This window comes from Georhizobium profundi (genome assembly GCF_003952725.1).
Classification (GTDB): domain Bacteria; phylum Pseudomonadota; class Alphaproteobacteria; order Rhizobiales; family Rhizobiaceae; genus Georhizobium; species Georhizobium profundi.
Window position 1 is genome coordinate 1,542,664 of the sequence record NZ_CP032509.1, and the last position, 25,606, is coordinate 1,568,269.

The window sequence follows — 25,606 nt, forward strand, 5'->3', positions numbered from 1 at the left end:
GCTTGTGGCGCGGCAGCTCTTGCGCCGCAGGCGGCAGGATGGTTTGAGGCGGCTCCCCGCTTAAACTGACCCGGACACCGCGCATGATCCGCCTTGAAAGCATCGGCAAGCAGAACGGCAAGCAGATCGTCTTCATCGAGGCGTCGGCAGCACTTCAGCGCGGCGACAAGATCGGCCTTGTCGGCCCGAATGGGGCTGGCAAGACAACGCTTTTTCGCATGATCACCGGCGAGGAACTGCCTGACGAGGGGCAGGTCTCGGTCGATAAGGGTGTGACGGTCGGCTATTTCAGCCAGGATGTCGGCGACATGGCCGGGCGCAGCGCAGTGGTCGAGGTGATCGACGGTGTCGGCCCAGTCAGCGCGCTGGCAGCCGAGATGGCAGAACTCGAAGCCGCGATGGCGGACCCGGACCGTGCCGATGAGATGGACGACATCATCACGCGTTATGGCGAGGTACAGGGCCGCTACGACGAGCTCGACGGCTACGCGCTCGATGGGCGCGCGCGCGAGGTCCTGGACGGGCTTGGCTTCAGCCAGGACATGATGGATGGCGATGTCGGCAAGCTTTCGGGCGGCTGGAAGATGCGGGTGGCGCTCGCCAAGATCCTGCTGATGCGGCCCGACCTGATGCTGCTCGACGAGCCATCGAACCATCTCGACATCGAAAGTCTCATCTGGCTCGAAACCTTCCTGAAGGGGTATGACGGCGCCATCCTGATGACGTCGCACGATCGGGAATTCATGAACCGCATCGTCGGCAAGATCATCGAGATCGATGCGGGTGCGCTTACCACCTATTCCGGCGATTACGAATTCTATCGCCAGCAGCGCGCAATTGCCGAAGTGCAGCAGCAGGCGCAGTTCGAGCGCCAGCAGGCAATGCTGGCGAAGGAAGTCGCCTTCATCGAGCGATTCAAGGCGCGCGCAAGCCATGCCGCGCAGGTGCAAAGCCGGGTGAAGAAGCTCGACAAGATCGAACGCGTGGAGCCGCCGAAGCGCCAGCAGACCGTGCGCTTCGAATTCCAGCCCGCACCGCGCTCCGGCGAGGATGTCGCGACCGTCAAGGGCGTTCACAAGAGCTATGGTGACCGCACGATCTATGATGCGCTCGACTTTCAGGTGCGCCGGCGCGAGCGCTGGTGCGTGATGGGCGTCAACGGTGCCGGCAAGTCGACGCTGCTCAAGCTGATCGCAGGCGCTTCGGAGCCAGATGCCGGCTCCGTCACGCGTGGACCGAGTGTGAAGATGGGCTATTTCGCGCAGCACTCCATGGAGCTGCTGGAAGGCGAGAGCACGGTGCTACAGTCGCTGGAAGATAGATTTCCGCTGGCGGGGCAGGCGCCTTTGCGGGCCCTTGCCGGCTGCTTTGGCTTTACCGGCGACGACGTGGAGAAGAAGTGTCGCGTGCTTTCCGGCGGCGAGAAGGCCCGCCTCGTCATGGCCAAGATGCTGTTCGACCCGCCGAATTTTCTCGTTCTCGATGAGCCGACGAACCATCTGGACATTGCCACCAAACAGATGCTCGTCGAGGCGCTGTCGCGGTTCGAAGGCGCGATGCTGTTCGTCAGCCACGACCGTCATTTCCTGGCCGCGCTCTCCAATCGTGTGCTGGAACTGACGCCGGAGGGCCCGCATCTCTATGGCGGCGGCTACACCGAATATGTGGAGCGGACGGGCCAGGAGGCCCCTGGCCTGCGGAGCTGAGCCAGTCGTCTGGCACTTTCGGCATCAAGCCCTATCTGCTTCCGTCAGGTCATAAATGACCGGCAAACCGAACACTGGTCAAAGGCAGACGTCGACGGCCATGGAGCTTCGGGCAATGGGACTTACAGACGCTTCATGACTGGTAACCTTGCTGCGCCTGCCACAGTCTCTGCCGAAGCGGATGACGCACTGCTCGAGATGGTGCAGCGGCAGACCTTTCGCTATTTCTGGGAAGGAGCGCATCGTCCGAGCGGGCTTGCACGGGACCGGCAGAAGACGACCGGCGACCCGAACAACGATCTCGTCGCGATCGGCGGTTCCGGTTTCGGCTTCATGGCGATCGTCGTGGCGGTCACGCGCGATTGGACTTCGCGGGATGCGGCACTGAACAGATTGGGCACGATGCTGTCCTGTCTGGAGCAGGCGACGCGCTACCGGGGTATGTTCGCGCACTTCATCAACGGGCGTACAGCGCAAACCATACCGTTCAGCCGAATGGACGACGGAGCCGACGTCGTTGAGAGCGCCTTGCTCTTCCAGGGGCTTCTTTGCGTCCGGCAATTCTTCGACCGTGCCACGTCCGTAGAGCGGTCGCTTCGCGAACGCATCGACCGGCTGTGGCAAGAAGCGGAGTGGGACTTCTATCGGCGCGACGGGGGCAACCACCTCTATTGGCACTGGAGCCCGAACCATGGCTTCGCCATGAATCAGAAGGTTACGGGCTGGAATGAAGGGCTGATCGTCTATGTGCTTGCGGCGGGCTCGCCAAGCCATCCGATTGATGCGGATGTGTATCATCAGGGTTTCGCGTCAGGGCCGGGCTTTCGAAACGGGCGCAGCTACTACGGCATCGAACTTCCGCTTGGCATGGAATTCGGTGGTCCGCTGTTTCTCGCGCACTATTCGTTCTGCGGCCTCGATCCGCGCGGGTTATGCGATCGATATGCCGATTATTTCGAGCAGAATGTCCGCCATACGCAGATCAATTACCGGCACTGCGTTACGAACCCCCATGGCTACAAAGGGTATGGACCGGATTGCTGGGGGCTGACGTCGAGCCACAGCCCTTCAGGCTATGTCGCGCACGCACCCGACAACGACATCGGTGTGATCACACCGAGTGCTGCGCTTTCCAGTTTCAGCTATACGCCTGAGGAGGCGATGCGGGCACTTCGGTCGTTCTCGGCCAAGCCCACCAACCGCATCTGGGGCCGGTTCGGCTTCGTCGACGCGTTCAGCGAGAGCCGCAACTGGTTCGCCCGCACCTTTCTCGCGGTCAATCAGGGGCCGATCGTGATCATGCTGGAGAATTTTCGGAGCGGCCTGCTCTGGGATCTGTTCATGGCCGCTCCCGAAGTGCAAATCGGGCTTGCGAAGCTGGGCTTCACCAGCCCGCACATGACGAAGAACCGTGCTTCGATCGGTTCCTGATGCAGCGTTCGGACCAACCGCCTGTGTGGTCGGCCCGAATGGTCAGTGTTAAAGTCGCACGAGATAATTACCGTGCGCGGGCAACCTTCTGGTCGTGAGCCATGGCGTTCTTGTCTCCTTCGCCTTTGGCGAATGACGACGTGGCGGGAACGCCCTGATAGCCGGAGATCGATTCCGCGCTCGCCATGCCCGGAGCGTCCGACGTACCGCCGACCAAATCGCGGGTGGCTTTCTCGATCCGGTCACCGATCTCCTTGTCAACGTTGCGCCAGTAGTCGAATGCCCGTTGCAGGATCGGCTCGCTGACGCCATTGGCAAGGTGGCCGGCAACGTTGTCGACGAAGCGCGCGCGTTGCGCATCGTCCATCACGTCACGCACGAGCGCGCCGGGCTGACTCCAATCGTCATCTCCCTCGCGCAAGGTATAGGCGGCGCGAACCATTTCGCCGTCTGCCATCCATGTTGCTTCTCCACCGACTTCCGGCTGTGCAGCCGGGCCACCGTAGGAGTTGGGCGCGTAGACCGGATCGACGGCATTGACCGTCCGGCCGCGGCCGGCGCGCGAGTAGGAATGCACCTCGGCCGCCTTTGCCTGATTGACCGGTATTTGCTTGTAGTTCACGCCGAGGCGGGCGCGGTGGGCGTCGGCGTAAGAAAAGCCGCGTGCCAGAAGCATCTTGTCGGGGCTGAGGCCGATGCCGGGTACCATGTTGTTCGGCTCGAACGCCAACTGCTCGATCTGCGTATCCCAATCGACCGGGTTGGTATCCAGCGTCAGCTTTCCGACTTCGATCAGCGGATAGTCCTTGTGCGGCCATGTCTTGGTGAGGTCGAACGGATTGATGCGATAGGTCTTGGCGTCTTCGAACGGCATCACCTGGAATTTCAGTGTCCAGCTCGGGAATTCGCCTTTGGCGATATGATCGAAGAGGTCGCGGCGATGATAATCACCGTCCTGTCCGGCCATCTTGTCCGCTTCGTCCTGGGTGAGGTGCGCATTGCCGTCACCGAGATCGGTGTGGAAGTGCCATTTGACCCAGAACTTCTCGCCGGCCTCGTTGATCAGCATGTAGGTGTGGCTGCCATAGCCGTTCATTTCGCGCCAGTTCTTCGGCACGCCGCGATCGCCCATGAGATAGGTGACCTGGTGGGCGCTTTCCGGGCTGAGCGTCCAGAAATCCCACTGCATGTCATGGTCGCGCAGGCCGTTGTCGGCGCGACGCTTCTGGCTGCGGATGAAGTGTTGGAACTTCATCGGGTCGCGGATGAAGAAGATCGGCGTGTTGTTGCCGACCATGTCGAAATTGCCGTCCTCGGTGTAAAATTTCACCGAGAAACCGCGCGGATCGCGCCATGTGTCGGGGCTGCCGCGCTCACCGGCGACGGTCGAGAAGCGGATGGCAGTCTCGACCTTTGCACCGGGCTGAAGGAACTTGGCCTTGGTGTACTGGCTGATGTCTGCCGTCACTTCGAAATGGCCGAACGCACCGCTGCCCTTGGCGTGGGGCTGGCGCTCGGGAATGCGCTCGCGGTTGAAGTTCGCCATCTGCTCGATCAGGTAGTGATCGTTGAGCACGATCGGGCCGTCTCGTCCTATAGAAAGCGAATGTTCGTCGCTTTGTACCGGGATCCCGGCATCGGTCGTCGTGCGGGGGGCGAATGTTTTCTCGGCCAATATCGTGCCCTCGGGAGCGTGTTGTGGGGATAATATCGCTCAACGGCAGAGCGAGCAGCCGGTTCCGTCAATAGTTGAAGAAGATGATCCTGCAGGATCGCAGCTCACTGTGCTGTGGCCCGGGACCGGCTGTTCCCAAAGACGTCGGGCACACTCAACACCATTCCGGCGGAGGTTTCGTTGACCCATGTCAATGGCGTCGCCCGTCTAGGAGCATAGAATTCGTCCTTCACGGAGGATTTCGCCATGGAACGATATGGATGGCAGGATTGGGTGATCTTGCTTCTCGGCGGATGGCTTGTTGTGTCGCCCTTCGCTTTGCGCACCCTCGGATATGAAAGCGGGCCGGCGCTTGCCGCGGATTGGAACGCCTATATCGTCGGCGTTCTCGCCCTCGGTCTCGGCATCGCCGCGTTGCTGGCACGAAGGATCTGGGAAGAGTGGGCCGACATTGCGCTCGGTGTGTGGCTTATCGTGTCGCCCTGGGTGCTGAGCTTTGCGTCCGATCGTCCGATGACGACCAATGTCATCGTGGTCGGCGGGCTCATGATCCTGGTGGCTGCATCGACCATCGCGACCGATCGGACGTCTCATGCGTGAGACCACGGGAAAGCCCGACGGGCTCGATGTCGACGCCATGCGGCGCATACTGACGGCGCGCCGGGATGAACTGGATCGGCGCTTGGGCAGGATTGGCGCCGATCTGGCCCAACCGGGTGACCGGGATCTGGAAGATCAGGCTATCCAGCGCGAGAACGACGAGGTGCTGGAGGAACTGGGCGAGGCTGGCCTTGATGAACTGCGCCAGATCGAGGCCGCCTTGAAACGGGTCGAAGAAGGTACCTACGGGATTTGCACGCGCTGTGGGAAGCCGATCGACGCGCGGCGGCTACAAACCCTTCCCTCGACGCCCTTCTGCGGGTCCTGCGCCACAAAACGCTGAACGGCGGGATCTTGATGATCACTGAGATGACCAGCGAAGACTGCATGGCGCTTCTCTATGAAGTTGCGACAGGGCGTCTCGCCTGTGCGCTTGACGATCAGCCCTACGTGGTTCCGATCCTTTTTGCAGCCGAGCCGGGGCACCTCTATGGATTTACGACCCTGGGGCGCAAGGTCGAGTGGATGCGTCAGAACCCGCGCGTCTGTGTTGTCGTCGACAGGATTGAGCATCGGGAATCTTGGGAAAGCGTCATCGTCATTGGCCGCTATGAAGAGATTTCTCCAAATAACGGCCACGAGGGGCAGCGCGATCATGCCTGGTCCCTGCTGCAGGCCAATGCTGGCTGGTGGGAACCCGGTTACCAGCACACGCGGATCGGCGATGTCGACCGCCCACTTCTGCCCGTGTTCTTCCGCATCGCCATCGTCGAGATGACGGGGAGGCGGTGCGCAGTCGAGAAACGGGCGCAGCTGCCACCACAGCCAGGCTTCGTCGAGCGGATGATCGGCCGATTTACGTCACGAACTTGACCCTGATCAAGGCAGGGCCCGGACATTGTTCTAGAAGGGGACACGAGAGGCTGGAAGGTGGCTCATCCCAAGGAGGACCACATGCTCGACAAGACACTCAGACAAAACATCATCGATGCGCTGGATTTCGACCCTGGACTCGATGCCGCCGATATCGGCGTTGCGGTGGAAAACGGCGTCGTCACGTTGACCGGCCATGTGCCGACTTTCGACGAGAAACTGACGGCGGAAGATCTCGTCAAACGCATCAAGGGCGTGCGCGGCATTGCGCAGGAGATCGAAGTCCGCCCGGCCGGCACGCATCGCACCGCCGATGACGAGATCGCAAAGCGTGCGCTGAACGTGATCCGATGGAACACGACCATTCCCGACGAGCAGATTCAGGTGAAGGTGCAGAAGGGCTGGGTCACGCTGACCGGAAAGGTGGAATGGCAGTACCAGAAGAACGCCGCAGCCGGTGCAGTCCGCGGGCTCTCAGGCGTGACCGGCGTTTCCAACATGATCGAGATCCGGCCGCGGGCGGAGGCGACCGACATCAAGAAGCGCATTGAGGATGCCTTCAAGCGCGATGCCGAACTGGAGGCCCAATCGATCAGGGTCGACGTTCACGACGGAAGAGTGACGCTGGAGGGCCATGTGAAAGTGTGGGCCGACCGGCAGGCCGCTGAACGCGCCGCATGGTCGGCGCCGGGCGTGACGGCTGTTGAGGACCGCATCACCCTGGCCTGACGCGGTTCGGGTAACCGTCGTGGAAACGCGGTCGTCGAAAGGCGACCGCGTTTTGCCGCCCAGCGATCCGCCGGCGCGACCGTCCGAGTGCAAAGGAGAGAAGGGGCAAATACTTCGTTTTGACCCCCATCGATGCCGACCATCGGTATCTCAACGAAGCGAGTTGACGCAGATGAATGCCTTGCTGGCTCGCACTAATGATGCGTCATGCTGGAGAGGGGTGCCGCCACACCGGGATGCTGGAGATAGCCCTCCTGGAAGCCCGCGAGATCGATCAGCCCCTCAAGATCGATGACTGACAGCATCTGTCGGTCCCAACGCACCAGCTTGGCGGCACGCAATGTCTGCAATGTTCGGTTGGTATGGACGACCGACAGGCCGATCATGTCGGCAAGGTAGGTCTGCGTGGCCGGAAAGCGCAGGTGAGACCCAGTCGTGAGGCCAGCTGCCCGCGCCCGCAAGAAAAGTTCACAGATCATGTGCGCGAGGTGCTGCTCAGCATTGCGCCTGCCAAGCGAGGCAATCCAGGCGCGTGCAATGGCGCCGTTTCTTTCCGACAACTGACAGAGGCTGTTGGCAAGTGGTGCACTCCGCGATGCCGCCCGGCTCATCGTGTCGTTACGGAACCTGGTGGTCGAGCAGGCGCCCATGGCTACCACACCATCATTGGACGGCTGCTGCGCGCACAGGCGCAGATCGATGAAATCCCCGCACATGTAAATCGCAGTGATCTGCCGTGTTCCCTCGGGCGTCAGCTGGTAGCGTGCAGCAAAGCCATGTTGCACCAAGTGGCTGTAGGCGGCCTCATCTCCCGTGTGCAGCAGATGCTCATGGCTGCGATAATGGGCGGATTGACCGGCCGTTTCGTCAAAAAGCGCCATGAAGGCGGCGCCCTTGCGATCAGCAAGTCGCTCCTCATGCAGATTGTCATAGGTCAAGATGCTGTCCTCTCAGTCCGCAAACAGCATGCGCCTGTGACCAAAAGGTTTCAAATCACAAACTATTATCGTCTCATCTGCTGACAATTTTTACGGAGCCGAGTTTGTTGGACCGATGACGCAATTGGCATCGGCCCAGGCGAGGCGCGCGCTCTTCATTGGAACCGAGACGCGTCTGCGCTGTTGCCCTTGCGCAAACACGAGGAGACAGCACCATGGATCACAGCAAACACGCCAGGCTCTCGGATATCGAGATCACCGAGCGCAATCTCAAAGGCTCCACCGTTTATGGCGCCAACGACGAAAAGGTCGGCAGCGTAGCTCACATGCATGGCGTGGGAAAAACCGCCCGCGTCGTGATCGACGTCGGCGGCTTTCTGGGCTTTGGCGCGAAGTCAGTCGCGGTGGCTGCCAGCGAGCTCGATATCATGCGAGATGAGGGTGGCACGGTCCACGCGGTCACCGCTTGGACGAAAGACCAGCTCAAGGACATGCCCGAGCACACCGACTCATGATGGATCAGGCCCGGTTCGCGCCGGGCCTTTTGCCATTACGTCTGCGCGAGCCATTCCGGATCGTTTGTATTTGGAACAAACCGGGGTCGGCCCGTCTTAGCCCTCCAATCAACAGGAGGCGATGACATGAACTATCTATGGCTTTTTGTCGTTGCGGGCGGCGCAATCATACTTGGGCTCGTTCTTGCTTTCGCCGCGATGAACACGCGATCGCACGCCTGCCGAAGCCGCTAGGGGCAAGGCCAAGACGCGCGAGATGTATCAAGAACGCGACGATGAGACCAATCCGCTCGAGGCGGTTATCGACAACCGGGTCACGAAGCCATCGGAGCACCACACCACAGTGCCATCGCAATCCGGGGCGTCGACCGCACAGCCACCGCAACCCGGAACATCAGATGAGCGCCCTCGTTGGGAAGGTCCGGCGGAAAACCGGCCGCGCGGTTATAAACCTGCCATCGACGATCCGAGCCAAGCATAGACTGTCAATTCCGGAGCATCCCGCGGCGTCACTTCGCGCCACTGCGGGTGCTGGTTGCGCTGGTACGACGACGGCGAGGACATCGGCTGCATAGCTGCAGCAGGCATGGTATTTGCTTGGTACGCCGCATCGCTTGTTCGGAGAAGCAGCATGATCGACCTTGTTTTGCTTGCATGCCTCATTTCGCAGCCGGATCAATGCCGTGAACACATCATTTCCTCAGAAGGGTCCAAGGCTGCCTGTGTGCAGACTTCTATCATGACGCTTGCACGCTGGGCTGGCGATCATCCCGGCTGGCATATCGAGAAGTTCCGCTGCGAAGAGTTTAGCCGAGATGCCTAATCGGCGCGCGTCAGGGTCTGCCTGTTGCTTCGATGGCGGCTGACCGGCTCATCGCACATCAAGCGGCTGCGCTGTTGCGTCCCGTAATGGATGGACCTTCGACCTTGGGCGGGCCTTTGAAGATCCGGAAAGTACCGCGGCCAGCGGACTTTGCCGCGTAAAGCGCCGTGTCGGCATTGGCGAAGAGATCGGCTGGGTCGATCCCTTTCGCTAAGGCAATGCCGACCGAAGCGCCGAGTGCGTGACTGTTTCCTGCAAGCTCAAAAGGGTTGGCCATGGCAACAGTGATCGCGCGGGCGCATTCCGCGATGTCCTCCAGATTGGCACCCGCACCCATCAGCACTGCAAACTCATCGCCGCCGATCCGCGCGACGAGATCGGCTGACGCACACGTCGCCAGAAGCCGTGCAGCCGTTTCGCGCAGGCAGGCGTCTCCCACCATATGGCCGTGCCCGTCATTGACCTGCTTGAAGCCATCGAGATCGATGAGGAGCAGTGCCGAAATCGCGTCGGCTGCTCCCTGGTTGACCAGCCTCTCCTGAAATTGCGACCGGTTCGGCAACCCGGTCATCTCATCGAACGCTGCGAGGTGACGCAGGCGGTCGACAGCGCGTTTTTCGGCCGTGATGTCCTGCTTCATGCCAAAAATACGAACCGCGACGCCGTTCTCGCACTCGACCTGCGCGGTGATGCGCATGAACTTCTGTACGCCTCTCGCAGTGACGATCTCGGCGTCGAACGAAAAGCCGGTGCGGTCTGCGATCGCCTGGCTGCGTCGTCGCTCCATCTCTGCCCGCGACTGCGGTGTGTAAAGCGCAAGCGTGGTTTCTCGCGTAGGCATCGAGCCTCGCGGCAGATCGAAAATGTCGTAGACTACATCCGTCCAGCGCAGCGAATTGTCTGCGAGTTCACACTCCCAGACGCCGATCTGTGCTGCCTCGGACGAGCGCGCAAAGATTTTGCGAGAGTGGGCGAGCTCCCGTTCCTGCAAGGCGACGACTGCAAGCAGTTCGTCGACGCGCCGGCGCAACACAGCCATATCGTCAAATTGACTCGCCAGAAACTCGTGCACCAGTGCGCATCCTCAACGTTGCGCCGGAAGTCTAGTGCGGGAGAATTAAGGATTGCTCACCTGCCGTCGCAGCGCGAGCAGGCTTTCTTCAGTCGCGCGGATTGGATCCTCCGGCTCAGAGACCCAACGCGACACCGTCGCTGCGGGGATCATGTGCGCCTTCGATGATACCGTTCTCGACGCGGATGAGACCGGCCTGTCCCGAAATCGGACTGTGCGGTTCCAGCAGGCTGATCTCGTGGCCGCGCTGCGCAAGCTTGTTGAGCACCTCTTCACCGACGCTCTCTTCGATCTTCAGGCTGTCGCGGCTGTCCGAAAAGGTTCGGCCAAGCAGGAAACGCGGCGCCGCCAGTGCAGCGGCTGGATCGAAGCCATGGTCGATCACCCGCGACAGAAGCGTGGCAAGCGTTTGCGGCTGACCGTCGGCGCCCTGCGTTCCATAGAGGAGGTGCGGCCTACCATCCTTCAAAGTCATGCCTGGGTTGAGCGTATAGAAGGGACGGGCGCCCGGACGAAGGCGGTTGGGCGAGGCCGGATCGCGTGAGAATGCCGCTCCCCGGTTCTGCCACAAAATGCCCGTGTCGCCGGCCACGACACCGCTGCCCCAATCAAAATAGATGCTCTGCAAGACACTGGCGCTACGGCCATGCGCGTCAACAGCGGCAAAGAATACCGTATCCCCGGTCTTGAACCTGTGAGGCCAGGGCAGGGCGGCTTGCCGATCGATCCGCGCGGCTTTGTCGGCCAGGCGTTCAGGAGCGAGCCATGCGCCGACGTCCAGAGGGCTGAAGTCCGGATCTGCGATGTCGGTCCGTGACAGGAACGCCTGTTTGATGGCCTCGACAACGAGGTGATAATAATCGGCGTTGTCGGCCGCAGCTTCGGCGATGCCAATGCGGTCGAGCAGAGCCATGATCTCGAGTGTCGACACGCCCTGCGTCGGAGGCGGCGGAGCCAGCAAATCCAGTCCGCGATAGCCAAGGCGCAGCGGCGGCTCGACGCGCGTGCGCGTGGCAGCGAGATCGGCGGCGCTCAGCGGCGAACCGGCCGCCTGCAAACCTTCGGCGATCTTGGCGGCAAGTTCACCTTCGTAGAAGCTGCGGTATCCGTCGCGCGCGATCATGCGCAGGCTCGCTGCCAACTGCGGCAGGCGGACCAAGTCGCTTTCGGTCTTCAGGTGCGATGTGTCGTAAAGTGCCGAGAAGCCGGCCCAGGTGCCCATCTCGCTGCGGCGGAAATCGAGCCAGAAGGCCTGCGATGCGCTGAGGGGAAATCCCTCCTCGGCCAGGGCAATTGCCGGCTCCAGAAGTGATGCGAAACTTGGTCCGCCGCCCCAGCGCGTTCGCGCGAAGTCATGGGCTGTGCCCCAGCTGTCGACGACACAGGCACTCGTGATCGCCGACATGGGACCGCGCAGCGGTATCGGAGCAGGGATGTTGCTGATGTTCGCGGCGGCCTGGCCGATGCCGGACAGCGTGTCGGCCTTGCCGGTCTCATCACTGACGATCCAGATGGCATCGCCGCCAAGTCCGCAGAAATGCGGGTAGACGACGGCGAGCGTGGCGCCGATCGCGATTGCCGCATCGATCGCACTGCCGCCTGCGGCCAGCACATCTCGTCCGGCCTCGCTCGCCAGGTGGTGGGGGCTTGTGACCATTGCCGTCCTGGATGTCGCGAGCCGGCCTTTGGTGTCGTGCATGGTCAATGTCCTTCAGCAGCAGCCGGCATGATCGCGGAACCAGCCTTCGAGCGCCGTCTCGATCTGCGGCCAGGCGGCATCGAGTTCGGCGAAGCGGTCGGCCTGCTGGCGATACCGTGCGCGCAGTTCGTCTTCGGCTGCGGGAAGATCGACGCCCAGGACTCCACCGTTCTTGACGATGCTGCGGCCGGCCACGACGACCTCCTCGATATGGGCCGCGGTTGCCCGAGCGAAGAGGAGGTCGATCGGATCGACTTCCATGATGCGATCGCGGTCGAGGGCCTCGTGGTCGATGACGATGAAGTCGGCGGCCTCGCCGGCCGCGAGGGCTCCTGTTCCCGGCGCACCGGTGGAACGGCGCCCATGGGCAACGCTTTCGAGAAGAAACTCTGTCCGGTTCCAGCTTTCGTCGAAGCCGAGGCCGCCGTGCAGGGCGTTGGCGATGCGGGTTTCGCGAACCATGTCATCGTCTTCGTCGAAGGCCAGGCCGTCCATGCCGATCGCGATCCGGCAGCCTCGTCGCCGCGCTTCGGCAATGGGCCCGATGCCCGAGCGCAGATGCATGTTCGACGAGGAGTTCGTGACGATGGATGCGCCTGCTTCGGCGATCATGTCCAATTCGTCCGGCCTCGCATGAATGCAGTGGGCGAGCGTTAGGCGCGGCGACAAAAGCCCGATGTCCTTTAGATAGGTCACGATGCCCTGGGGAAAGGTCCGGTCTGCCCAGTGCCGCTGATAGGGCGTTTCAAGCAGGTGCATGTGGACGCGCCGACCGGTTTGTGCGGAACGCTTAGCGACACGGACGAGAAGTTCATGCGAGCACCATTGAACGGCGGCCGGGCCATACTGCACATCGACCATGGGTCCGGTGATTGCATCCGCGATCTCGTCCGTCATGTCGATCAGCGCGTCGACGGTGAGCGGAGGCCGGCAGTAGGTCTCTTTCACGATCTTCTCCGCTTCGGGCGATAGTCCTGCAAGCAGGCTCGCTTCATCGCCATAGACGATCGGGTTCTGATCGCGGATCGCAGGCGCGTAGGCGATCCGCACGCCGATATCGCGGGCGGCGCGGGCGACCTCGCGCGCCTCGTCGACCGGCGAGAGCTTGCCGCTCGGACGGGTGTAGTGAACCATGATCGAGCCACAGCCGGAGCGCGCCGCGCGTGCGAGCGGTGCCAGAGCCGCAAGATAGGCGTCTGGCGGTGTCGCGAGCATCGAGCGAGGCAGCCATGTTTCAAGCGGCATGAAGGCGGCGCCGAAGGACGACAGCGCAAGCGGCCGCGCGTGATCATGCGCATTGGCAAAAGCGGGGATGATCAGTCTGCGCGGCGCATCCTGTTGAAGAGGCGCCGTTGAGGCCCGCGTGATGAGCTCGTTTTCCCACGACAGGGCGAGCGGGACCGAAAGATCGGCTCCACGTCCCGTCAGCGCGTGGCGTGCTTGGATTGTGGGCATCGGACTGCGCCCGCCTCTGCTTGAATTGACTGCGGCGCCGACAAAGCCAGCGCCGCCTGATTTTGGAGATCGACGGTCGCCGGCCTCAGTCGGCTTCGTAGACCAGTTCGCGCTCTTCGCGTGGCGGCAGGAATTCGCGCGAGAAGACCTGGTCGACGGCCGGGGTTGCGGTTAGCCCGTAGCCTTCGACCACGATGTCGATGGCCCGTGCGAGACGCTCGTCATCGACATCGCCGAGACCAATTTCGGCCGCTTCTTCCGATGCCATCAGCCGCTCATAGGCGAAGTTCAGGCGCTGGCGCTCGATCTCGGCGTTGACGAGGTTGTCGTAATTGACGACGGCTTCCATCGCCGTGTCCTGATCAACGCCGATTTCGATCGACGCCTTGTTCACCGCACGGACGAGGCCTGCCACTGCATCTGGATTTTCGTCGAGCAGTCGCTGCGACACCATCAGGCCGTTGGAATAGAGATCCATGCCGTAGTCGCCGAACTGCCACCAGTCGTAGTCGGCTTCCGGATCCTGGCGGTTTGCGAGCAGATTGAAGTAGCTGGTGATGTTGAAGACCAGCGCACCGTCGATCTCGTCCCGGATCAGCATCGGTTCCTGGAGGTTCGGCGCCATGTTCGAAATCTCGATGGCTTCCATGTCGAGATCGTTCGTGCGGGCGAAGACGGGCAGGAGGCGCGTGGTCGGCGTGCCTTGTGCGCCGCCGAGCGTGCGCCCCTGGAAATCCTCGATCGAGGTGATGCCGCTTTCCTTCTTCGTCACGATGGCGAAGGGCGGCTGGTTCCACATCATGTAGACCATGACCGGCGCGTCGTCCGGCCGTTCGGAGGCGTTCTGGATGATGGCGTTGATATCGCCGAAACCGGCATCATAGGCTCCGCCCATGATGCGCGTGACGGTCGCGCCTGAGCCTTCGCCCTGGTCGATGATGACGTTGAGGCCTTCCTCTTCGAAATAGCCCTTATCCTTCGCAACGAAAAACGCAGCGTCGGAGCCCTGGGTCTTCCAGCCGAGCGTGAAGCGGATATCGGTCAAGTCTTGTGCCAGCGCGGACGAGGCAAGCAGCGTGGTCACCAGCGTTGCGGTCAGAAAGGTCTTCATGGCAGTTCCCCTGTGTTGTGGTGTTCGGCTTATGGTTGGTCGTTGGGTTCAGGTGGCGATTTCGTTCTTGCGGGTCGCCCAGCCGATGACCCGGCCCTCGATCGCAGAGAAGATCGCGTAGAGCGTCACGCCCATGCCTGCGAGAATGAACAGGCCGGCAAAGACGAGCGGGACATCGAAGTTGGAGGAGGCCGACATCATCACATTGCCGATGCCGCGGTTCGACGCGACGGTTTCGGACAACACGGTGCCGACGAAGGCGTAGGTGATGGCCACTTTCAGCGCAGCAAAGAAGAAGGGCATGGTGCGCGGCAGGCCGACATTCCAGAGAATGTCGAACTTGCTGGCGCCGAGCGCTTTCAGCGTGTCCTCCTGCTCCGGCTCGGTCGTGGCGAGGCCGGTCGCGATGTTCACGACGATCGGGAAGAAGCAGATGACGATGGCGGTGAGGATGGCAGGGACGGTGCCCGAGCCGAACCAGAGCACGAAGATCGGGACGACGGCGACCTTCGGGATCGACGAAAAGCCAATTAGCAGCGGGTAGGCGGTGTCGTAGGCCGTACGCGATACCCCGATCACCGAGCCAATGATGACGCCGACGGAAACACCGCAGGCAAAGCCCACCATGGTCGTCATCAGCGTCTGCACGATATGCGGCCACAACACGTTGATGCGGGTGAAGAGCGTGGTGAAGACTTGCGACGGGCGCGGCAGCACGAGATCCGACACGCCGAGCAGGATGCACAATGCTTCCCAGGTGACGAAGAACGCGACAATGAGCGCGCCGGCCGCAATGCGGCGTTTGAACTGCTCGTTCATGGGCGCACCTCGCTGGTGGCGGTGTTTCCGCTGCGCGCTTCGACGATCAGTCCGCGCAGTCGCTGGTTGAGCTCGACGAAACCCGGTTCGAACGTCATCTCGACCGTGCGCGGACGAGGGAAGGTGACGGCGCTGTCGTCAAGGATGCGACCCGGTCGGGCGCTCATGACGCAGATGCGCTCTGCGAGATAGCCGGCTTCCTTGAGGTCATGGGTGACGAGCAGCACCGTGGGTTTCAGCTTCAGCCACAGGTCCTGCAGCGTGCTCCACAGTTCCTCACGGGTGAATTGGTCGAGCGCCCCGAAGGGTTCGTCGAGGAGCAGGAGGCGGGGTTCATGCACGAGGGCGCGGCAAAGATTAGCGCGCTGCAGCATGCCCCCTGACAATTGCCAGGGATAATGGTTGGCAAACCCCTTGAGCCCGACTTCCTCGAGCAGGGCATGAACACGGTCGCGGAACTCTGTCTTCCGCTTGGCGCGGAATTCATGACGGAACGGCCGCACGATCTTGAGTGGCATCATCACGTTCTTCTCGATCGTGAGCCATGGCAGCAATGTGGGGTTCTGGAACGCCATTCCGATCCGCAAAGCCTTGGCTTCGACTTCCCTGCCGCCGACGAAGACCGCTCCGGTCGTCGGTCTGATCAGGCCGGCGGCGAGCTTGAGGATCGTGGATTTGCCGCAGCCGGAAGGGCCGACGAGGGCGAGAAACTCGCCATCGCCGATCTTGAGCGACGTCTCGGAAAGCGCCGGAACCTGATTGTCGCCCCGTCCGAACGTCACGGTCGCCTGGGAAAGCTCCACAGCCGGCGTTCGGATATGCCGCTGCGCTGCTGCGGCGATCTGCGAGCCAGCCGGGGGAGGGGTCAATTTGTGCATACTGTTCATAACAGAGAGTGTATGCAATCGTGATGCCAGTTTCTCGTGGATCGGAGAAGGGCAGTGTTTTCAATGGTCCACGAGAAATCGGCGGAACGACGACGCGGCGAGCAATCGATCGATTGCCGTTGCTGCACACGAATTGAGCAAAGCGTTGGCTGCAAATTGAGCGGCGAACTGCATGCGCACAGCACTCTCCTTGATTGATAAAGACACCCGCTGCCGTTAATCACTCTGTCGCTGGGATGGAGAACTTCTGTGGTTCGAGAAGACAAGGCGCCGGGTTCCCCCGTTTCGCGCGATGGTCTGGGTGACAAGGCGGGCATGATCTGTCGTGCAATCCGCCGCGCCATTGTGGAGCAGGCGCTCCGGCCAGGCGATCGGCTGCCGGAAGATGCGCTTGGCGAGCGCTTCGGGGTGAGCCGAACGATTGCTCGCCATGCCCTCGGGCAACTCGGGGCAGAAGGTCTGGTCGACCTGCGGCGCAACCGCATCGCGGTGGTCGCCACGCCCTCGATGGAAGAGGCGCGCGACACGTTCGACATCCGCATCGAACTGGAAGGCCTGGTGGTGAAGGCGCTTGCCGGCCGGCTCGACAAGAAACAGATCGCTCGGCTGCGCGAGCATGTGGAGGCGGAGCAGGCGGCGCGGCAGGGCAGTGAGGCAACCTCGATCAGGCTTGCGACCGAGTTTCATGTGCTGCTTGCCGAAATGACCGGAAAGCCGATCCTCACGCGCTACGTCAACGAGGTCTCATACAGATGCGGCCTTACGCTCTCCGCTTTCGGCCGGCCGCACTCGTCGGAATGTGCCGTCAACGAGCACAGCGTGTTGATCGACGCTCTTGCTGAAGGAGATGTTCAGGAAGCCATGCGGCTGATGCGTGAGCATCTCGAGCAGGTGGCCGATCGCGCGCTGCTAGTCGCACCGGACGCGCGCAATCGCGAGCTCATGGATATTCTTGCACCTTATGCGGAAGAGGTTGCTTCGCGATCGAAGCGTCCGCGCAAGGCTTAAGTCTTGCCGGCAGCCTCAGCTGCGGGAAACTGAAGGATCGAGGATCCATTCGGCGCTGTCGTTCCAGACATCCATCTTCACGATCTTGCCGTTGCGAACGACGAACCGGTCAACGTAGCGGTTGTCCTTGAAGGGCGTCCCATCAGGCCATTCGCCGTACAATGTACCGATGCTGTAGACGACAGTCTCACCGTCGCCCGGTGCGACGTCGAACCGATCCATCTTCTTCTTCACCCAGTTGTAGCGGGCGGCGTTAAACGCCGTGGGACCGCGCGGATGGTCGAAATCGCGCCCACCGGTGAAGGTCACGACGAATTCCGGCGCGACGAAAGCGGCGGCGCCTTCCGGATCCGGGATCATCGATGTCTCCAGATAGCGGCGCACGATCTCGGCATCGTCATGGATGCGATCGTCAGGGGCATTGGCCAGGGATTGGACAGACATGATCGCTCCTTCGTTCGCTCGTGCGGTGTGTCGAGTATTCGGCTTGATTGAATACATTTTGATATGCATATTGCATGCTATTCTTTCGCGCAAGTGAGCGGTCTTCAATGCTTGATCTGGTTCTCCGCAACGGGCGGATACGCGGCCGCGCAGAGCCCGTGGACATTGGCATCCGTGGAGGGCTGATCGCGGAAATCCAGCCACGGATTTCGTCATCCGCACCGCATGAAGATCTTGGCGGAAGGCTGATCCTGCCGGGCTTCTGCGACACACATGTGCATCTGGACAAGGCGTGCCTCCTGAACCGCTGCGGCCATGACCATGGCGGACTGGCCGATGCCATCGCTGCCGTTTCCCGCCTCAAAGCCGATTTCACCTGCGAGGATGTCTACGCCCGCGGCGCACGATGCCTCGACCGCGCAATCACCCAAGGAACGAGCCACATGCGCACCCATGTGGAACTGGACCCGGCGGTCGGGCTTCGCAGTTTCGAGGCGATCCTAAGCCTGAAGCAGGATTATGCGTGGGCCATCGATCTCAACATCTGCGTGTTTCCGCAGGAAGGGCTGTTCAATCGTCCGGGCACGGAAGCGCTTCTGGTCTCAGCGCTCGAGCAGGGCGCCGACGTCCTCGGTGGCTGCCCCTATACCGACACGCGTCCCGATGCTCATGTCGCACGCATCTTCGATCTGGCTCAACGCTTCGATGTCGATCTCGATTTCCACCTCGATTTCGATCTCGACCCCAGTTGGATGCACCTCGACGCCGTCATGCGTGAAACGGAGCGACGCGGCTGGGGAGGGCGGGTTGCCGTGGGGCACGCGACGAAGCTTTCCGCGCTCTCCGCTGACGCCTTGGCGCAGATCGCAATACGCTTGGAGCAGTCGGGCGTTGCCGTGACCACTTTGCCGGCCACGGACCTCTATCTCATGGGCCGCACGCATGACGGGAATGTGCCGCGCGGCGTGACGCCGGTCCACCGCCTTCAGGCGCAGGGCGTCACCTGCTCGATCGCCACCAACAATGTGCTGAACCCGTTCACACCTTTCGGCGATCTCTCGCTGCTGCGCATGGCGAACCTCTACGCCAATGTCTGCCACGCCGGCCCTTCGGACTTTGGCTCTGTGCTCGACCTTGTGACGGAAAGTCCTGCACGCTTAATGCGGCTTCCAAATTACGGGATCGCTAGGGGTGCCGCTGCCGACATGATTGTTGTCGATGCGCGAGACGAGGTCGAGGCCCTGGCGGCGCTTCCAGATCCGATCAAAGGCTACAAGCGCGGCCAGCCGACATTCGTGCGTGAACCGGCGCGCCTGCTCTCTCCTTCGCACGTCAAGCAGGCAGCGCTGCGGAAAGGCAGTTCCAGCTTCTGATAGGGCCGTCCAAAGGCTCGGCAGAACCCCGCTCGCACTTCCGTTCGCGTCACCGCCGTTCAAATGGCCTGCCGGCAGCTGGAAGTCTCAGGGATCTGTCTGCGGCCAGCCGGCCATCACGCGATCCACAATTCCCAGCAGCTTGGTCCGAGAGGCCCCGTCCTTAGCCAGGGTCGACATGCCCTGAATGACAGCGAAGACGTGGCCCGCCAGTATCTCCGCATCGGAACCTGATGGAAGGATGCCCTCACGGATATCCCGCTCGATCCGGGCGCGCAGGGCCGCCTCGATGCTCCTGCGGATAGCGGCCAGCGACTCGCGCACGGCATCGGCTTCCGTCGAACTGCTGACGAGGGAACTGGCGAGAAGACAGCCGGGCGGCGCGTCGTCCCGCGTGTCACCGAGTGCTGCGGCGACGAGCAGGTCCCGGGCTGCATCATGGGCTGTGGGCGCCTCCGCAATTTTTTGCTCGATGGCATCGAGGCCGCCCAGATAGAGCTGAACCGCCTCCAGGAAGAGGCGTCGCTTGTCCCCGAAAGCAGCATATAGGCTTGGCGGCATGATGCCCATGACACGGGTCAGGTCGGCGATCGAAGTGGCCTCATATCCATGGCGCCAGAAGAGGTGCATGGCGCTGTCAAGCGCCGCGTCCCTGTCGAAGGACAGCGGGCGACCAGCGCGTTTTGTCGTGGATGCGGCCGTTGATTTCATAAGGTTCACTGTAGAATGCTTGACCGACTATCTCAAGGCGGTTAGAGAGGTTTTGTAGCGATCACTAGGAAACCATCGTATGTCTCTGGGTTCATATCGTCCGCTGGGTCGGTCAGGCCTTCTCGTAAGCCCGCTTTCACTGGGGACCATGACCTTTGGCATCGATCGATGGGGCATGGAGCGTCCCGACGCAGAAGCTGTTTTCGATGCCTATGTCGAGGCGGGTGGAAACCTCATCGACACCGCCGACGTCTATGCCGGAGGCCGCAGCGAGGAAATGGTCGGCGAAATCATCGCGGATCGCGGGCTGCGCGACAGCCTCGTCGTTGCGACGAAATCCGGCTTTGCCAACGGCCGCGGCCCACATGTCGGTGGCAATGGCTCCAAGCACGTCCACGCCGCGCTTGAGGGATCGCTGCGCCGGCTTGAGACCGACTATGTCGACCTCTATTGGGTCCACATCTGGGATACGGTGACGCCAGCGGAGGAACTTCTGGAGACGATGACGAACCTCGTGCGGGCAGGCAAGATCCGTTACTGGGGACTGTCCAACGCGCCTGCTTGGTATGCCGCGAGAGTGGCGACGCTTGCGTCCGTCCACGCCATGCCTGGCCCCATCGCGCTGCAGTATTTCTATTCTCTCGTCAGCCGTGAGGTGGAGGCCGAGCATCTGCCGCTTGCTCGGGCGATGGGCCTCGGCATGGTTCCCTGGAGCCCGCTTGCCTACGGCCTGCTCACGGGCAAGTATGATCGCGCTGCGGTCGAAGCGGGCGCGCCCCGTGCCGGAGGGCTGCCGAGCGATGCCGGGACCGGTGCTTCGCGTCCGGAAGGCGACAAGCGGCTGGATGGAAGCAATCCCTTCGGCGATACGCTGTTCACCGATCGCAACTGGGCCATCGTCGAAGCGCTTCGCGGTGTTGCCGATACGATCGGAGAGACGCCTGCGCGCGTGGCGCTGGCCTGGGTTCTGTCGAGACGCGGGGTCGATACGGCCCTGATGGGGGTGAGCCGCGTGTCTCAGGTTCACGACAACGTTGCTGCCACCGAGCTTCGGCTGCCGGCAGACCAGATCGCCATCCTCGACGAGGTCAGCAGCCCACAAACCGCGATGCTCTATGGGCTCTTCTCACCGCAGGCGCGCCAAAACTTCGTCTTCGGCGGAGCCTCCGTCGTCGATCGCGAATAAAACAGTAGGTTTCCAGCGCGTTTGACGAGGGCGCAGCCCAAGGCGGGGCCTTTGCTCAGTCAGTCTCGGGTCTCTCACGGCCAGATGAGGAAGACGTAGCCAGCGTAAAGCGCGAGCAGTACGCCCCCTTCCCATCTGCTGACGCGTCTGCTGGTGAAAGCAAACGCAAGGAGCAGGAAAGCCACGGCGATCATCACCAGATTATCGAAGGTGGCGATCTCACGCGGTACCGCGCCCGGAGCGATGAGAGCGGTGAAACCGCCGATGCCGAGAATATTGTAGATGTTGGAGCCGACGATGTTGCCGAACGCGACATCGCCCTGTTTTTTCAGGCCCGCGACCACCGAGGTCACCATTTCGGGCATCGAAGTTCCCACTGCCACGATCGTCAATCCGATGACGGTCTCGGAAATGCCAAAGCCCCGTGCAAGCGCAACGGCGCCCGATACGAGAAACGTGCCTCCGATGATCACGAGCGCCAACCCTGCGATGGCGGTGGCGAGGGAAAAGCCGAGAGACCGGGCCGGGCGCACTTCAGTCGGAGTAAGGGCAGAACCTGCCTCCTGCCGCGCAGCACCTTTGTCGAATGCCGCTCCATGATCGGATGGGCCCGTGCTTTCCTGGCGAAACGCGATGTAGATATAGGCGCAAAGCGCAAGGATGAAGACCAGGCCCGCCAGTCTGCTCATCGGCATGAAGGCGGCGATACCCGCGAATACAAGCGTGGCTGCGACCATCGTCACGCCATCGCGCCGCAATGCGCGCGATTCAACCGCAATTGGCATCACGAGTGCTGCAACGCCCATGATCAGCAAGGTGTTTGCGATGTTCGAACCGACGATATTGCCGTACGCAATGCCGCTGGAGCCGGCAAGCCCGGCCTGAACCGAGGTGACGAGTTCGGGCATCGAAGTTCCGAAGCCAACGAGCGTCAGCCCGATGACGAGAGGCGAGACGCCAAGGCGCGTAGCCACGTTCACGGCACCGCCAACGAGGAGTTCGCCGCCAACCAACAGCAGAACAAGGCCTCCGAGCAGTGGGAGCCAGACCTCGAACATGAATAGAACTCCTGATTAGAGCGCGGCCCGCTAGCGCGGTGCGACTGACGTGATGCCTGCGGTTCAGCATGAGCCGACATCGACCACGCTTCCGATCCGATGTAGCCGTGTTGTCGAAGTAAGCAAGAGCCAAGCACCGGCGCAATCGAGGCTGACAGCACGTTTTCCCGCGCCATCATCCGAACCCGTGCCCAGCTTGCGTTGAATAGCAGCGTGTCGCCGGGCACGTTCGTCGAAGCTTCCATGCCGATCGAAGAAATCCGCGCTTCGGGGCGCCGTGCACGGAACGCAAGCGCGTCTCGTCCGGAAAGATCAATTCGAAGCAATGGACCGCCAAGCGAGACGCCGTTGCTTTGAGATCGGCGAGCTGTCGCACGTAGTAACGCCCGTCCCGGCGCGTGAGGTAGGAAATCCGACCCATTACATCTCCGCATACATTGGCGCGAGATGTCACACATAAAACTGAACCCCTGTTCGGCCTTAAGTGTTTGATTTTGCTTGGATAAGACAATGGTAGCGGAGGAGGGATTCGAACCCCCGACACAAGGATTATGATTCCTCTGCTCTAACCTACTGAGCTACTCCGCCGGGTCCCGTGCGACAGGTCTTGGTGCGGGTGCGCCGCTCAATCGCTGGGGTCGGCGGCATATAAGGTGTGGCGGTTTTCGGTGTCAAGCGGCAGCGCTTCAAAAGCTTGGGACCTGGGTGATCTCCGGGCAGGCGGGTTGTTCAAGCGATGTGCGCCCCCCCACTGCCGACTTGCGCTTCAATGGCGGGATGACTATCCCAGCCGCAGGCAAGAAGAGGCGGAAACCATGACGGAACGGGACGTGCCGGCCATCGCGGTCATCGGGGCGGGCTATTGGGGCGCAAACCACGCGCGGACGCTGCGTGGCCTCGGCGCGCTGGTGGCGGTGGCCGATCGCAATGCGGAGCGGGCGGCCGCAATTGCCGCGGAGACCGGGACGGTTGCGCGCACGCCTGCCGAGGTTCTGGCAGACCCCGATATCGACGGCGTCGTGCTGGCACTGCCGCCGCAATTTCACGCCGAGAATGCGCTGGCCGCGATCGCCGCGGGCAAACATGTGCTCGTGGAGAAACCGATCGCGCTGAAGATCGAGGACGGCGAGGCGGTGGTCGCAGCCGCGCGCGACGCCGGCCTTATCGCCATGACGGGTCACGTGCTGCGCTTCCATCCGGCGTTCGAAGGGCTCATGGACCTGATTGACAGCGGCGAGCTCGGGCAGATCCGCTACATTCACTCGCACCGGGTCGGGCTCGGCAAGTTTCACCCGGAAAACGATGCGCTATGGGATATCGCGCCGCATGATCTGTCGCTGATTTTGGCGATCACGGGGGAAGAGCCCTCGCGCGTGTCGGGCGAGGGCACGGCCGTCATCGATCATTTGAGCGATTTCGCCCATCTGCATCTGACGTTTCCCTCCGGGCTTCGCGGTCACGTGTTCACCTCGCGGCTCAATCCCTACCGCGAGCGGCGGCTTTCGGTGATTGGCGACAAGGCGATGGCCGTGTTCGACGATGTCGCGCCGTGGGCTGAGAAGTTGCAGCTTTATCCGCACCGGGTCTGGCGCGAGGACGGCAGCATCCATTTCGAAAGTGCCGAGCCGGTCTATCAGCCAATTCCCGAGGGCCTGCCGCTGACGCGCGAGTGTGCGCATTTCCTGCACTGCATCAAGACGGGCGAAGCACCGCGCACTCCCGTCTCCGATGGCCTGGCGGTGATGCGTATCCTCACGGCCGGCATGGTGCGTCACCAGAGCTGAGGCTGCTCATCTGTCAGGCGGTTGCCGGCACCGACGGGCTGCCGCGCGATCGCATCATGATGAAGGTGATGATTGCGACGTTGAGCACGTTCCAGGCGATGCCGTTGATGAAGGCGGCGTGGTAGGAGCCGGTCCATTGATAGATCGCGCCGGATAGCCAGCCGCCGAGTGCCATGCCGAGCACGGTTGCCATGATGACGATGCCGACGCGGCGGCCGGCTTCCTCGGCCGGCAGATATTCACGCACGATGATCGCATAGCTCGGCACGATCCCGCCCTGGGACAGACCGAAGACGAGCGACACCACATAGAGTGACGTCAGCCCATCGGAGGGCAGATAGAGCGTCAGCGCAATAAGCTGGCCGATGGTGCCGAGAAGCAGGGTTCGGATGCCGCCGATCTTGTCGGCGAGTACACCTGACAGGAGACGGCTGACGACGCCGCCGGCTACCATGACGGCCAGCATTTCAGCGCCCGCGGTGACGCCGTAGCCGAGATCGGCGCAGAGCGCGACGATGTGCACCTGTGGCATCGACATGGCCACGCAGCAGCCGACGCCCGCGACGGCCAGCAACCACTGCAGCTGGCGCGGCGTAAGCGTCATGCGCTGGCCGGTTGCCGGGTCGATGCCAACGCGATTGGCATCGGCCGTGAAATTGGCTGGAATGCGCGGCCGCAAGAGAAGCGCGCCGGGGATCATCACGCAAAGCGAGATGACCGCGATGGTGAAATAGGCGGTGCGCCAGCCTTCGACCGCGATGATATCCTTGAGCAGAAGCGGCCAAATGGAGCCGGCGAGATAGTTGCCGCTGGCGGCTGCCGCGACCGCGATGCCGCGGCGGCGCCGAAACCAGTGCGAGACGTCGGCAATCAGCGGGCCGAAGGATGCCGCCGTCCCGATCCCGATGAGAAAGCCCTGGATCATAGTGAAGACGATGAGGCTTGGCGCCATCGCCGCGCCGGCAAAGCCGATGGCGAGCGCCAGGGCCGCGCCCAGCAGGCACGGTGCTATGCCGAAGCGATCGACGACGCGGCCGAGCAGCAGGTTGCCGACGGCAAAGCCGAGCATCGTTGCCGTGTAGGGCATGGATGCCATCGATCGGCTTACCGCGAACTCCGCCTCGACAGCGGGCATGACGAGGATGACCGACCACATCCCGGCGCTGCCGACCGTGCCGATCAGAGCCGATATGGCAAGCCGCGTCCAGGAATAGCGGCCATCGAGCGCAAAGGATGCGGGAACGCGCCCGGAGAGAAATGACGAAAACACTTGGACGACCCCGCTCGTGACCCGCTGAAGAGGGCCGCGGCATGCTGGGCAGCGCCCGGCACGACGCTGATTGCGCCGCCCGCCTGCTGCCCGGCGAGAATGCAACCGTGGTTCTTCCTGCACAAGTTTTAATCGGTGTAGGATCTTTCAGAAATTCTGATGGGTCACAAAGCCTGCATTCAGGTCTTCAGGCCGTCTGGCACACTGGTTGCATAGTCTTGTTCAAGGTCCAGAGGGGGCCAGCAAGACGGCATCGAACGATGCCAAAGGAAAAGGCCGCCGGGCCCGGAACGCGACCTCGGATGAACAGGCGCAAACCGGGTTCCGGCGGCCTTTCGTCGTCCGTGACCAACAAAATCCCAAGCAACTTTCAGTTTGGAATAATTCTAAACTATTGATTTCATGGCGCGATCTGTCCGCGGCCTTTGACAAAGTTGAT

Annotated in this window: 24 protein-coding genes and 1 tRNA gene; 12 read left to right on the forward strand and 13 right to left on the reverse strand. The window is 62.1% G+C overall.

Translation table 11 applies throughout. The annotated features are described in order from the left end of the window. Positions 1–83 precede the first annotated feature (83 nt). Both D5400_RS07155 and D5400_RS07160 read left to right on the forward strand, forming a co-directional pair. On the forward strand, positions 84–1,706 hold the full coding sequence (locus tag D5400_RS07155; protein ID WP_126009020.1) for an ABC-F family ATP-binding cassette domain-containing protein: 1,623 nt from the start codon (positions 84–86) through the stop codon (positions 1,704–1,706). Positions 1,707–1,841: 135 nt separating this feature from the next. After that, positions 1,842–3,137: a glucoamylase family protein gene (locus D5400_RS07160; RefSeq protein WP_126009022.1), complete on the forward strand. Its 1,296-nt coding sequence runs from the start codon at positions 1,842–1,844 to the stop codon at positions 3,135–3,137. Between the two features lie 67 nt (positions 3,138–3,204). Here the strand turns inward: D5400_RS07160 and D5400_RS07165 are convergent, their stop codons facing one another. Then, on the reverse strand, positions 3,205–4,812 hold the full coding sequence (locus D5400_RS07165) for a catalase (protein ID WP_245451469.1): 1,608 nt from the start codon (positions 4,810–4,812) through the stop codon (positions 3,205–3,207). A 246-nt stretch (positions 4,813–5,058) separates the two neighbouring features. Here D5400_RS07165 and D5400_RS07170 point away from each other — a divergent pair, with 246 nt between their 5' ends. The 4 genes from D5400_RS07170 to D5400_RS07185 all read left to right on the forward strand — a co-directional run bounded on the left by D5400_RS07170 (position 5,059) and on the right by D5400_RS07185 (position 7,014). Further along, positions 5,059–5,412: an SPW repeat protein gene (locus D5400_RS07170; protein WP_126009024.1), complete on the forward strand. Its 354-nt coding sequence runs from the start codon at positions 5,059–5,061 to the stop codon at positions 5,410–5,412. Beyond that, positions 5,405–5,755, forward strand: a complete 351-nt coding sequence (locus tag D5400_RS07175; protein ID WP_126009026.1) for a TraR/DksA family transcriptional regulator — start codon at positions 5,405–5,407, stop codon at positions 5,753–5,755. Before D5400_RS07170 ends, D5400_RS07175 begins: the two co-directional genes overlap by 8 nt. Positions 5,756–5,769: 14 nt before the next feature. Further along, entirely contained in the window at positions 5,770–6,285 is a 516-nt protein-coding gene (locus D5400_RS07180; protein WP_126009028.1) for a pyridoxamine 5'-phosphate oxidase family protein, read from the forward strand. An 81-nt stretch (positions 6,286–6,366) separates the two neighbouring features. Next, positions 6,367–7,014, forward strand: a complete 648-nt coding sequence (locus D5400_RS07185; RefSeq protein ID WP_126009030.1) for a BON domain-containing protein — start codon at positions 6,367–6,369, stop codon at positions 7,012–7,014. Positions 7,015–7,208: 194 nt separating this feature from the next. Here D5400_RS07185 and D5400_RS07190 read toward each other — a convergent pair whose 3' ends face one another. Next, positions 7,209–7,895 carry a Crp/Fnr family transcriptional regulator gene (locus D5400_RS07190; RefSeq protein WP_126009032.1) on the reverse strand — a complete coding sequence of 229 codons (687 nt, stop codon included), beginning with the start codon at positions 7,893–7,895 and terminating at the stop codon, positions 7,209–7,211. 272 nt (positions 7,896–8,167) lie between these two features. On the opposite strand from D5400_RS07190, the gene D5400_RS07195 reads away from it, so the two are divergent. Then, on the forward strand, positions 8,168–8,467 hold the full coding sequence (locus D5400_RS07195) for a PRC-barrel domain-containing protein (protein WP_126009034.1): 300 nt from the start codon (positions 8,168–8,170) through the stop codon (positions 8,465–8,467). A 631-nt stretch (positions 8,468–9,098) separates the two neighbouring features. Beyond that, positions 9,099–9,290, forward strand: a complete 192-nt coding sequence (locus tag D5400_RS07205; RefSeq protein ID WP_126009038.1) for a hypothetical protein — start codon at positions 9,099–9,101, stop codon at positions 9,288–9,290. Positions 9,291–9,348: 58 nt separating this feature from the next. On the opposite strand, the gene D5400_RS07210 is transcribed toward D5400_RS07205, so the two are convergent. From D5400_RS07210 to D5400_RS07235, 6 genes are all read right to left on the reverse strand, one after another. Beyond that, a complete protein-coding gene (locus D5400_RS07210) occupies positions 9,349–10,362 on the reverse strand; it encodes a sensor domain-containing diguanylate cyclase (protein WP_245451470.1) in 1,014 nt (337 codons plus the stop codon). A gap of 115 nt (positions 10,363–10,477) precedes the next feature. Beyond that, positions 10,478–12,019: a gamma-glutamyltransferase family protein gene (locus D5400_RS07215; RefSeq protein ID WP_126012895.1), complete on the reverse strand. Its 1,542-nt coding sequence runs from the start codon at positions 12,017–12,019 to the stop codon at positions 10,478–10,480. 54 nt (positions 12,020–12,073) lie between these two features. Then, complete coding sequence (locus tag D5400_RS07220) at positions 12,074–13,516, reverse strand: amidohydrolase family protein (protein WP_126009042.1); 1,443 nt, start codon at positions 13,514–13,516, stop codon at positions 12,074–12,076. Between the two features lie 85 nt (positions 13,517–13,601). After that, on the reverse strand, positions 13,602–14,627 hold the full coding sequence (locus D5400_RS07225) for an ABC transporter substrate-binding protein (RefSeq protein WP_126009044.1): 1,026 nt from the start codon (positions 14,625–14,627) through the stop codon (positions 13,602–13,604). A gap of 48 nt (positions 14,628–14,675) precedes the next feature. After that, positions 14,676–15,446: an ABC transporter permease gene (locus D5400_RS07230; protein ID WP_126009046.1), complete on the reverse strand. Its 771-nt coding sequence runs from the start codon at positions 15,444–15,446 to the stop codon at positions 14,676–14,678. Beyond that, complete coding sequence (locus D5400_RS07235) at positions 15,443–16,333, reverse strand: ABC transporter ATP-binding protein (RefSeq protein ID WP_425364903.1); 891 nt, start codon at positions 16,331–16,333, stop codon at positions 15,443–15,445. The genes D5400_RS07230 and D5400_RS07235 overlap by 4 nt, the downstream gene beginning before the upstream one ends. A gap of 315 nt (positions 16,334–16,648) precedes the next feature. Here D5400_RS07235 and D5400_RS07240 point away from each other — a divergent pair, with 315 nt between their 5' ends. Next, positions 16,649–17,341, forward strand: a complete 693-nt coding sequence (locus tag D5400_RS07240; protein WP_126012898.1) for a GntR family transcriptional regulator — start codon at positions 16,649–16,651, stop codon at positions 17,339–17,341. A 15-nt stretch (positions 17,342–17,356) separates the two neighbouring features. Here the strand turns inward: D5400_RS07240 and D5400_RS07245 are convergent, their stop codons facing one another. Then, positions 17,357–17,785: a nuclear transport factor 2 family protein gene (locus D5400_RS07245; protein ID WP_126009050.1), complete on the reverse strand. Its 429-nt coding sequence runs from the start codon at positions 17,783–17,785 to the stop codon at positions 17,357–17,359. A gap of 107 nt (positions 17,786–17,892) precedes the next feature. Here D5400_RS07245 and D5400_RS07250 point away from each other — a divergent pair, with 107 nt between their 5' ends. Beyond that, positions 17,893–19,158: an amidohydrolase family protein gene (locus D5400_RS07250; protein WP_126009052.1), complete on the forward strand. Its 1,266-nt coding sequence runs from the start codon at positions 17,893–17,895 to the stop codon at positions 19,156–19,158. Between the two features lie 87 nt (positions 19,159–19,245). Here D5400_RS07250 and D5400_RS07255 read toward each other — a convergent pair whose 3' ends face one another. Continuing rightward, complete coding sequence (locus D5400_RS07255; RefSeq protein ID WP_205665534.1) at positions 19,246–19,869, reverse strand: TetR/AcrR family transcriptional regulator; 624 nt, start codon at positions 19,867–19,869, stop codon at positions 19,246–19,248. Positions 19,870–20,017: 148 nt separating this feature from the next. Between D5400_RS07255 and D5400_RS07260 the strand changes: the two genes are divergently transcribed. After that, on the forward strand, positions 20,018–21,055 hold the full coding sequence (locus tag D5400_RS07260) for an aldo/keto reductase (RefSeq protein WP_245451471.1): 1,038 nt from the start codon (positions 20,018–20,020) through the stop codon (positions 21,053–21,055). Between the two features lie 74 nt (positions 21,056–21,129). On the opposite strand, the gene D5400_RS07265 is transcribed toward D5400_RS07260, so the two are convergent. Both D5400_RS07265 and D5400_RS07270 read right to left on the reverse strand, forming a co-directional pair. Continuing rightward, positions 21,130–22,113, reverse strand: coding sequence for a calcium/sodium antiporter (locus D5400_RS07265; protein ID WP_126009056.1), 984 nt, complete (start codon positions 22,111–22,113; stop codon positions 21,130–21,132). Positions 22,114–22,624: 511 nt separating this feature from the next. Continuing rightward, positions 22,625–22,701 (reverse strand) — tRNA-Met (locus D5400_RS07270). Positions 22,702–22,928: 227 nt separating this feature from the next. Here D5400_RS07270 and D5400_RS07275 point away from each other — a divergent pair. Next, complete coding sequence (locus tag D5400_RS07275; RefSeq protein WP_126009058.1) at positions 22,929–23,897, forward strand: Gfo/Idh/MocA family protein; 969 nt, start codon at positions 22,929–22,931, stop codon at positions 23,895–23,897. Between the two features lie 13 nt (positions 23,898–23,910). On the opposite strand, the gene D5400_RS07280 is transcribed toward D5400_RS07275, so the two are convergent. Continuing rightward, positions 23,911–25,167 (reverse strand): MFS transporter, encoded by a 1,257-nt coding sequence (locus tag D5400_RS07280; protein WP_245451472.1) that lies wholly within the window; start codon positions 25,165–25,167, stop codon positions 23,911–23,913. Between the last annotated feature and the right edge of the window lie 439 nt (positions 25,168–25,606).

Coding starts and splice junctions, on each gene's coding strand:
- D5400_RS07155 (WP_126009020.1), top strand. CDS start 84: ATGATCCGCCTTGAAAGCATCGGCAAGCAGAACGGCAAGCAGATCGTC.
- D5400_RS07160 (WP_126009022.1), top strand. CDS start 1,842: ATGACTGGTAACCTTGCTGCGCCTGCCACAGTCTCTGCCGAAGCGGAT.
- D5400_RS07170 (WP_126009024.1), top strand. CDS start 5,059: ATGGAACGATATGGATGGCAGGATTGGGTGATCTTGCTTCTCGGCGGA.
- D5400_RS07185 (WP_126009030.1), top strand. CDS start 6,367: ATGCTCGACAAGACACTCAGACAAAACATCATCGATGCGCTGGATTTC.
- D5400_RS07265 (WP_126009056.1), bottom strand. CDS start 22,113: ATGTTCGAGGTCTGGCTCCCACTGCTCGGAGGCCTTGTTCTGCTGTTG.
- D5400_RS07235 (WP_425364903.1), bottom strand. CDS start 16,333: ATGAACAGTATGCACAAATTGACCCCTCCCCCGGCTGGCTCGCAGATC.
- D5400_RS07275 (WP_126009058.1), top strand. CDS start 22,929: ATGACGGAACGGGACGTGCCGGCCATCGCGGTCATCGGGGCGGGCTAT.
- D5400_RS07175 (WP_126009026.1), top strand. CDS start 5,405: ATGCGTGAGACCACGGGAAAGCCCGACGGGCTCGATGTCGACGCCATG.
- D5400_RS07255 (WP_205665534.1), bottom strand. CDS start 19,869: ATGAAATCAACGGCCGCATCCACGACAAAACGCGCTGGTCGCCCGCTG.
- D5400_RS07205 (WP_126009038.1), top strand. CDS start 9,099: ATGATCGACCTTGTTTTGCTTGCATGCCTCATTTCGCAGCCGGATCAA.
- D5400_RS07220 (WP_126009042.1), bottom strand. CDS start 13,516: ATGCCCACAATCCAAGCACGCCACGCGCTGACGGGACGTGGAGCCGAT.
- D5400_RS07245 (WP_126009050.1), bottom strand. CDS start 17,785: ATGTCTGTCCAATCCCTGGCCAATGCCCCTGACGATCGCATCCATGAC.
- D5400_RS07195 (WP_126009034.1), top strand. CDS start 8,168: ATGGATCACAGCAAACACGCCAGGCTCTCGGATATCGAGATCACCGAG.
- D5400_RS07260 (WP_245451471.1), top strand. CDS start 20,018: ATGACCTTTGGCATCGATCGATGGGGCATGGAGCGTCCCGACGCAGAA.
- D5400_RS07240 (WP_126012898.1), top strand. CDS start 16,649: ATGATCTGTCGTGCAATCCGCCGCGCCATTGTGGAGCAGGCGCTCCGG.
- D5400_RS07190 (WP_126009032.1), bottom strand. CDS start 7,895: ATGGCGCTTTTTGACGAAACGGCCGGTCAATCCGCCCATTATCGCAGC.
- D5400_RS07230 (WP_126009046.1), bottom strand. CDS start 15,446: ATGAACGAGCAGTTCAAACGCCGCATTGCGGCCGGCGCGCTCATTGTC.
- D5400_RS07215 (WP_126012895.1), bottom strand. CDS start 12,019: ATGGTCACAAGCCCCCACCACCTGGCGAGCGAGGCCGGACGAGATGTG.
- D5400_RS07180 (WP_126009028.1), top strand. CDS start 5,770: ATGATCACTGAGATGACCAGCGAAGACTGCATGGCGCTTCTCTATGAA.
- D5400_RS07250 (WP_126009052.1), top strand. CDS start 17,893: ATGCTTGATCTGGTTCTCCGCAACGGGCGGATACGCGGCCGCGCAGAG.
- D5400_RS07225 (WP_126009044.1), bottom strand. CDS start 14,627: ATGAAGACCTTTCTGACCGCAACGCTGGTGACCACGCTGCTTGCCTCG.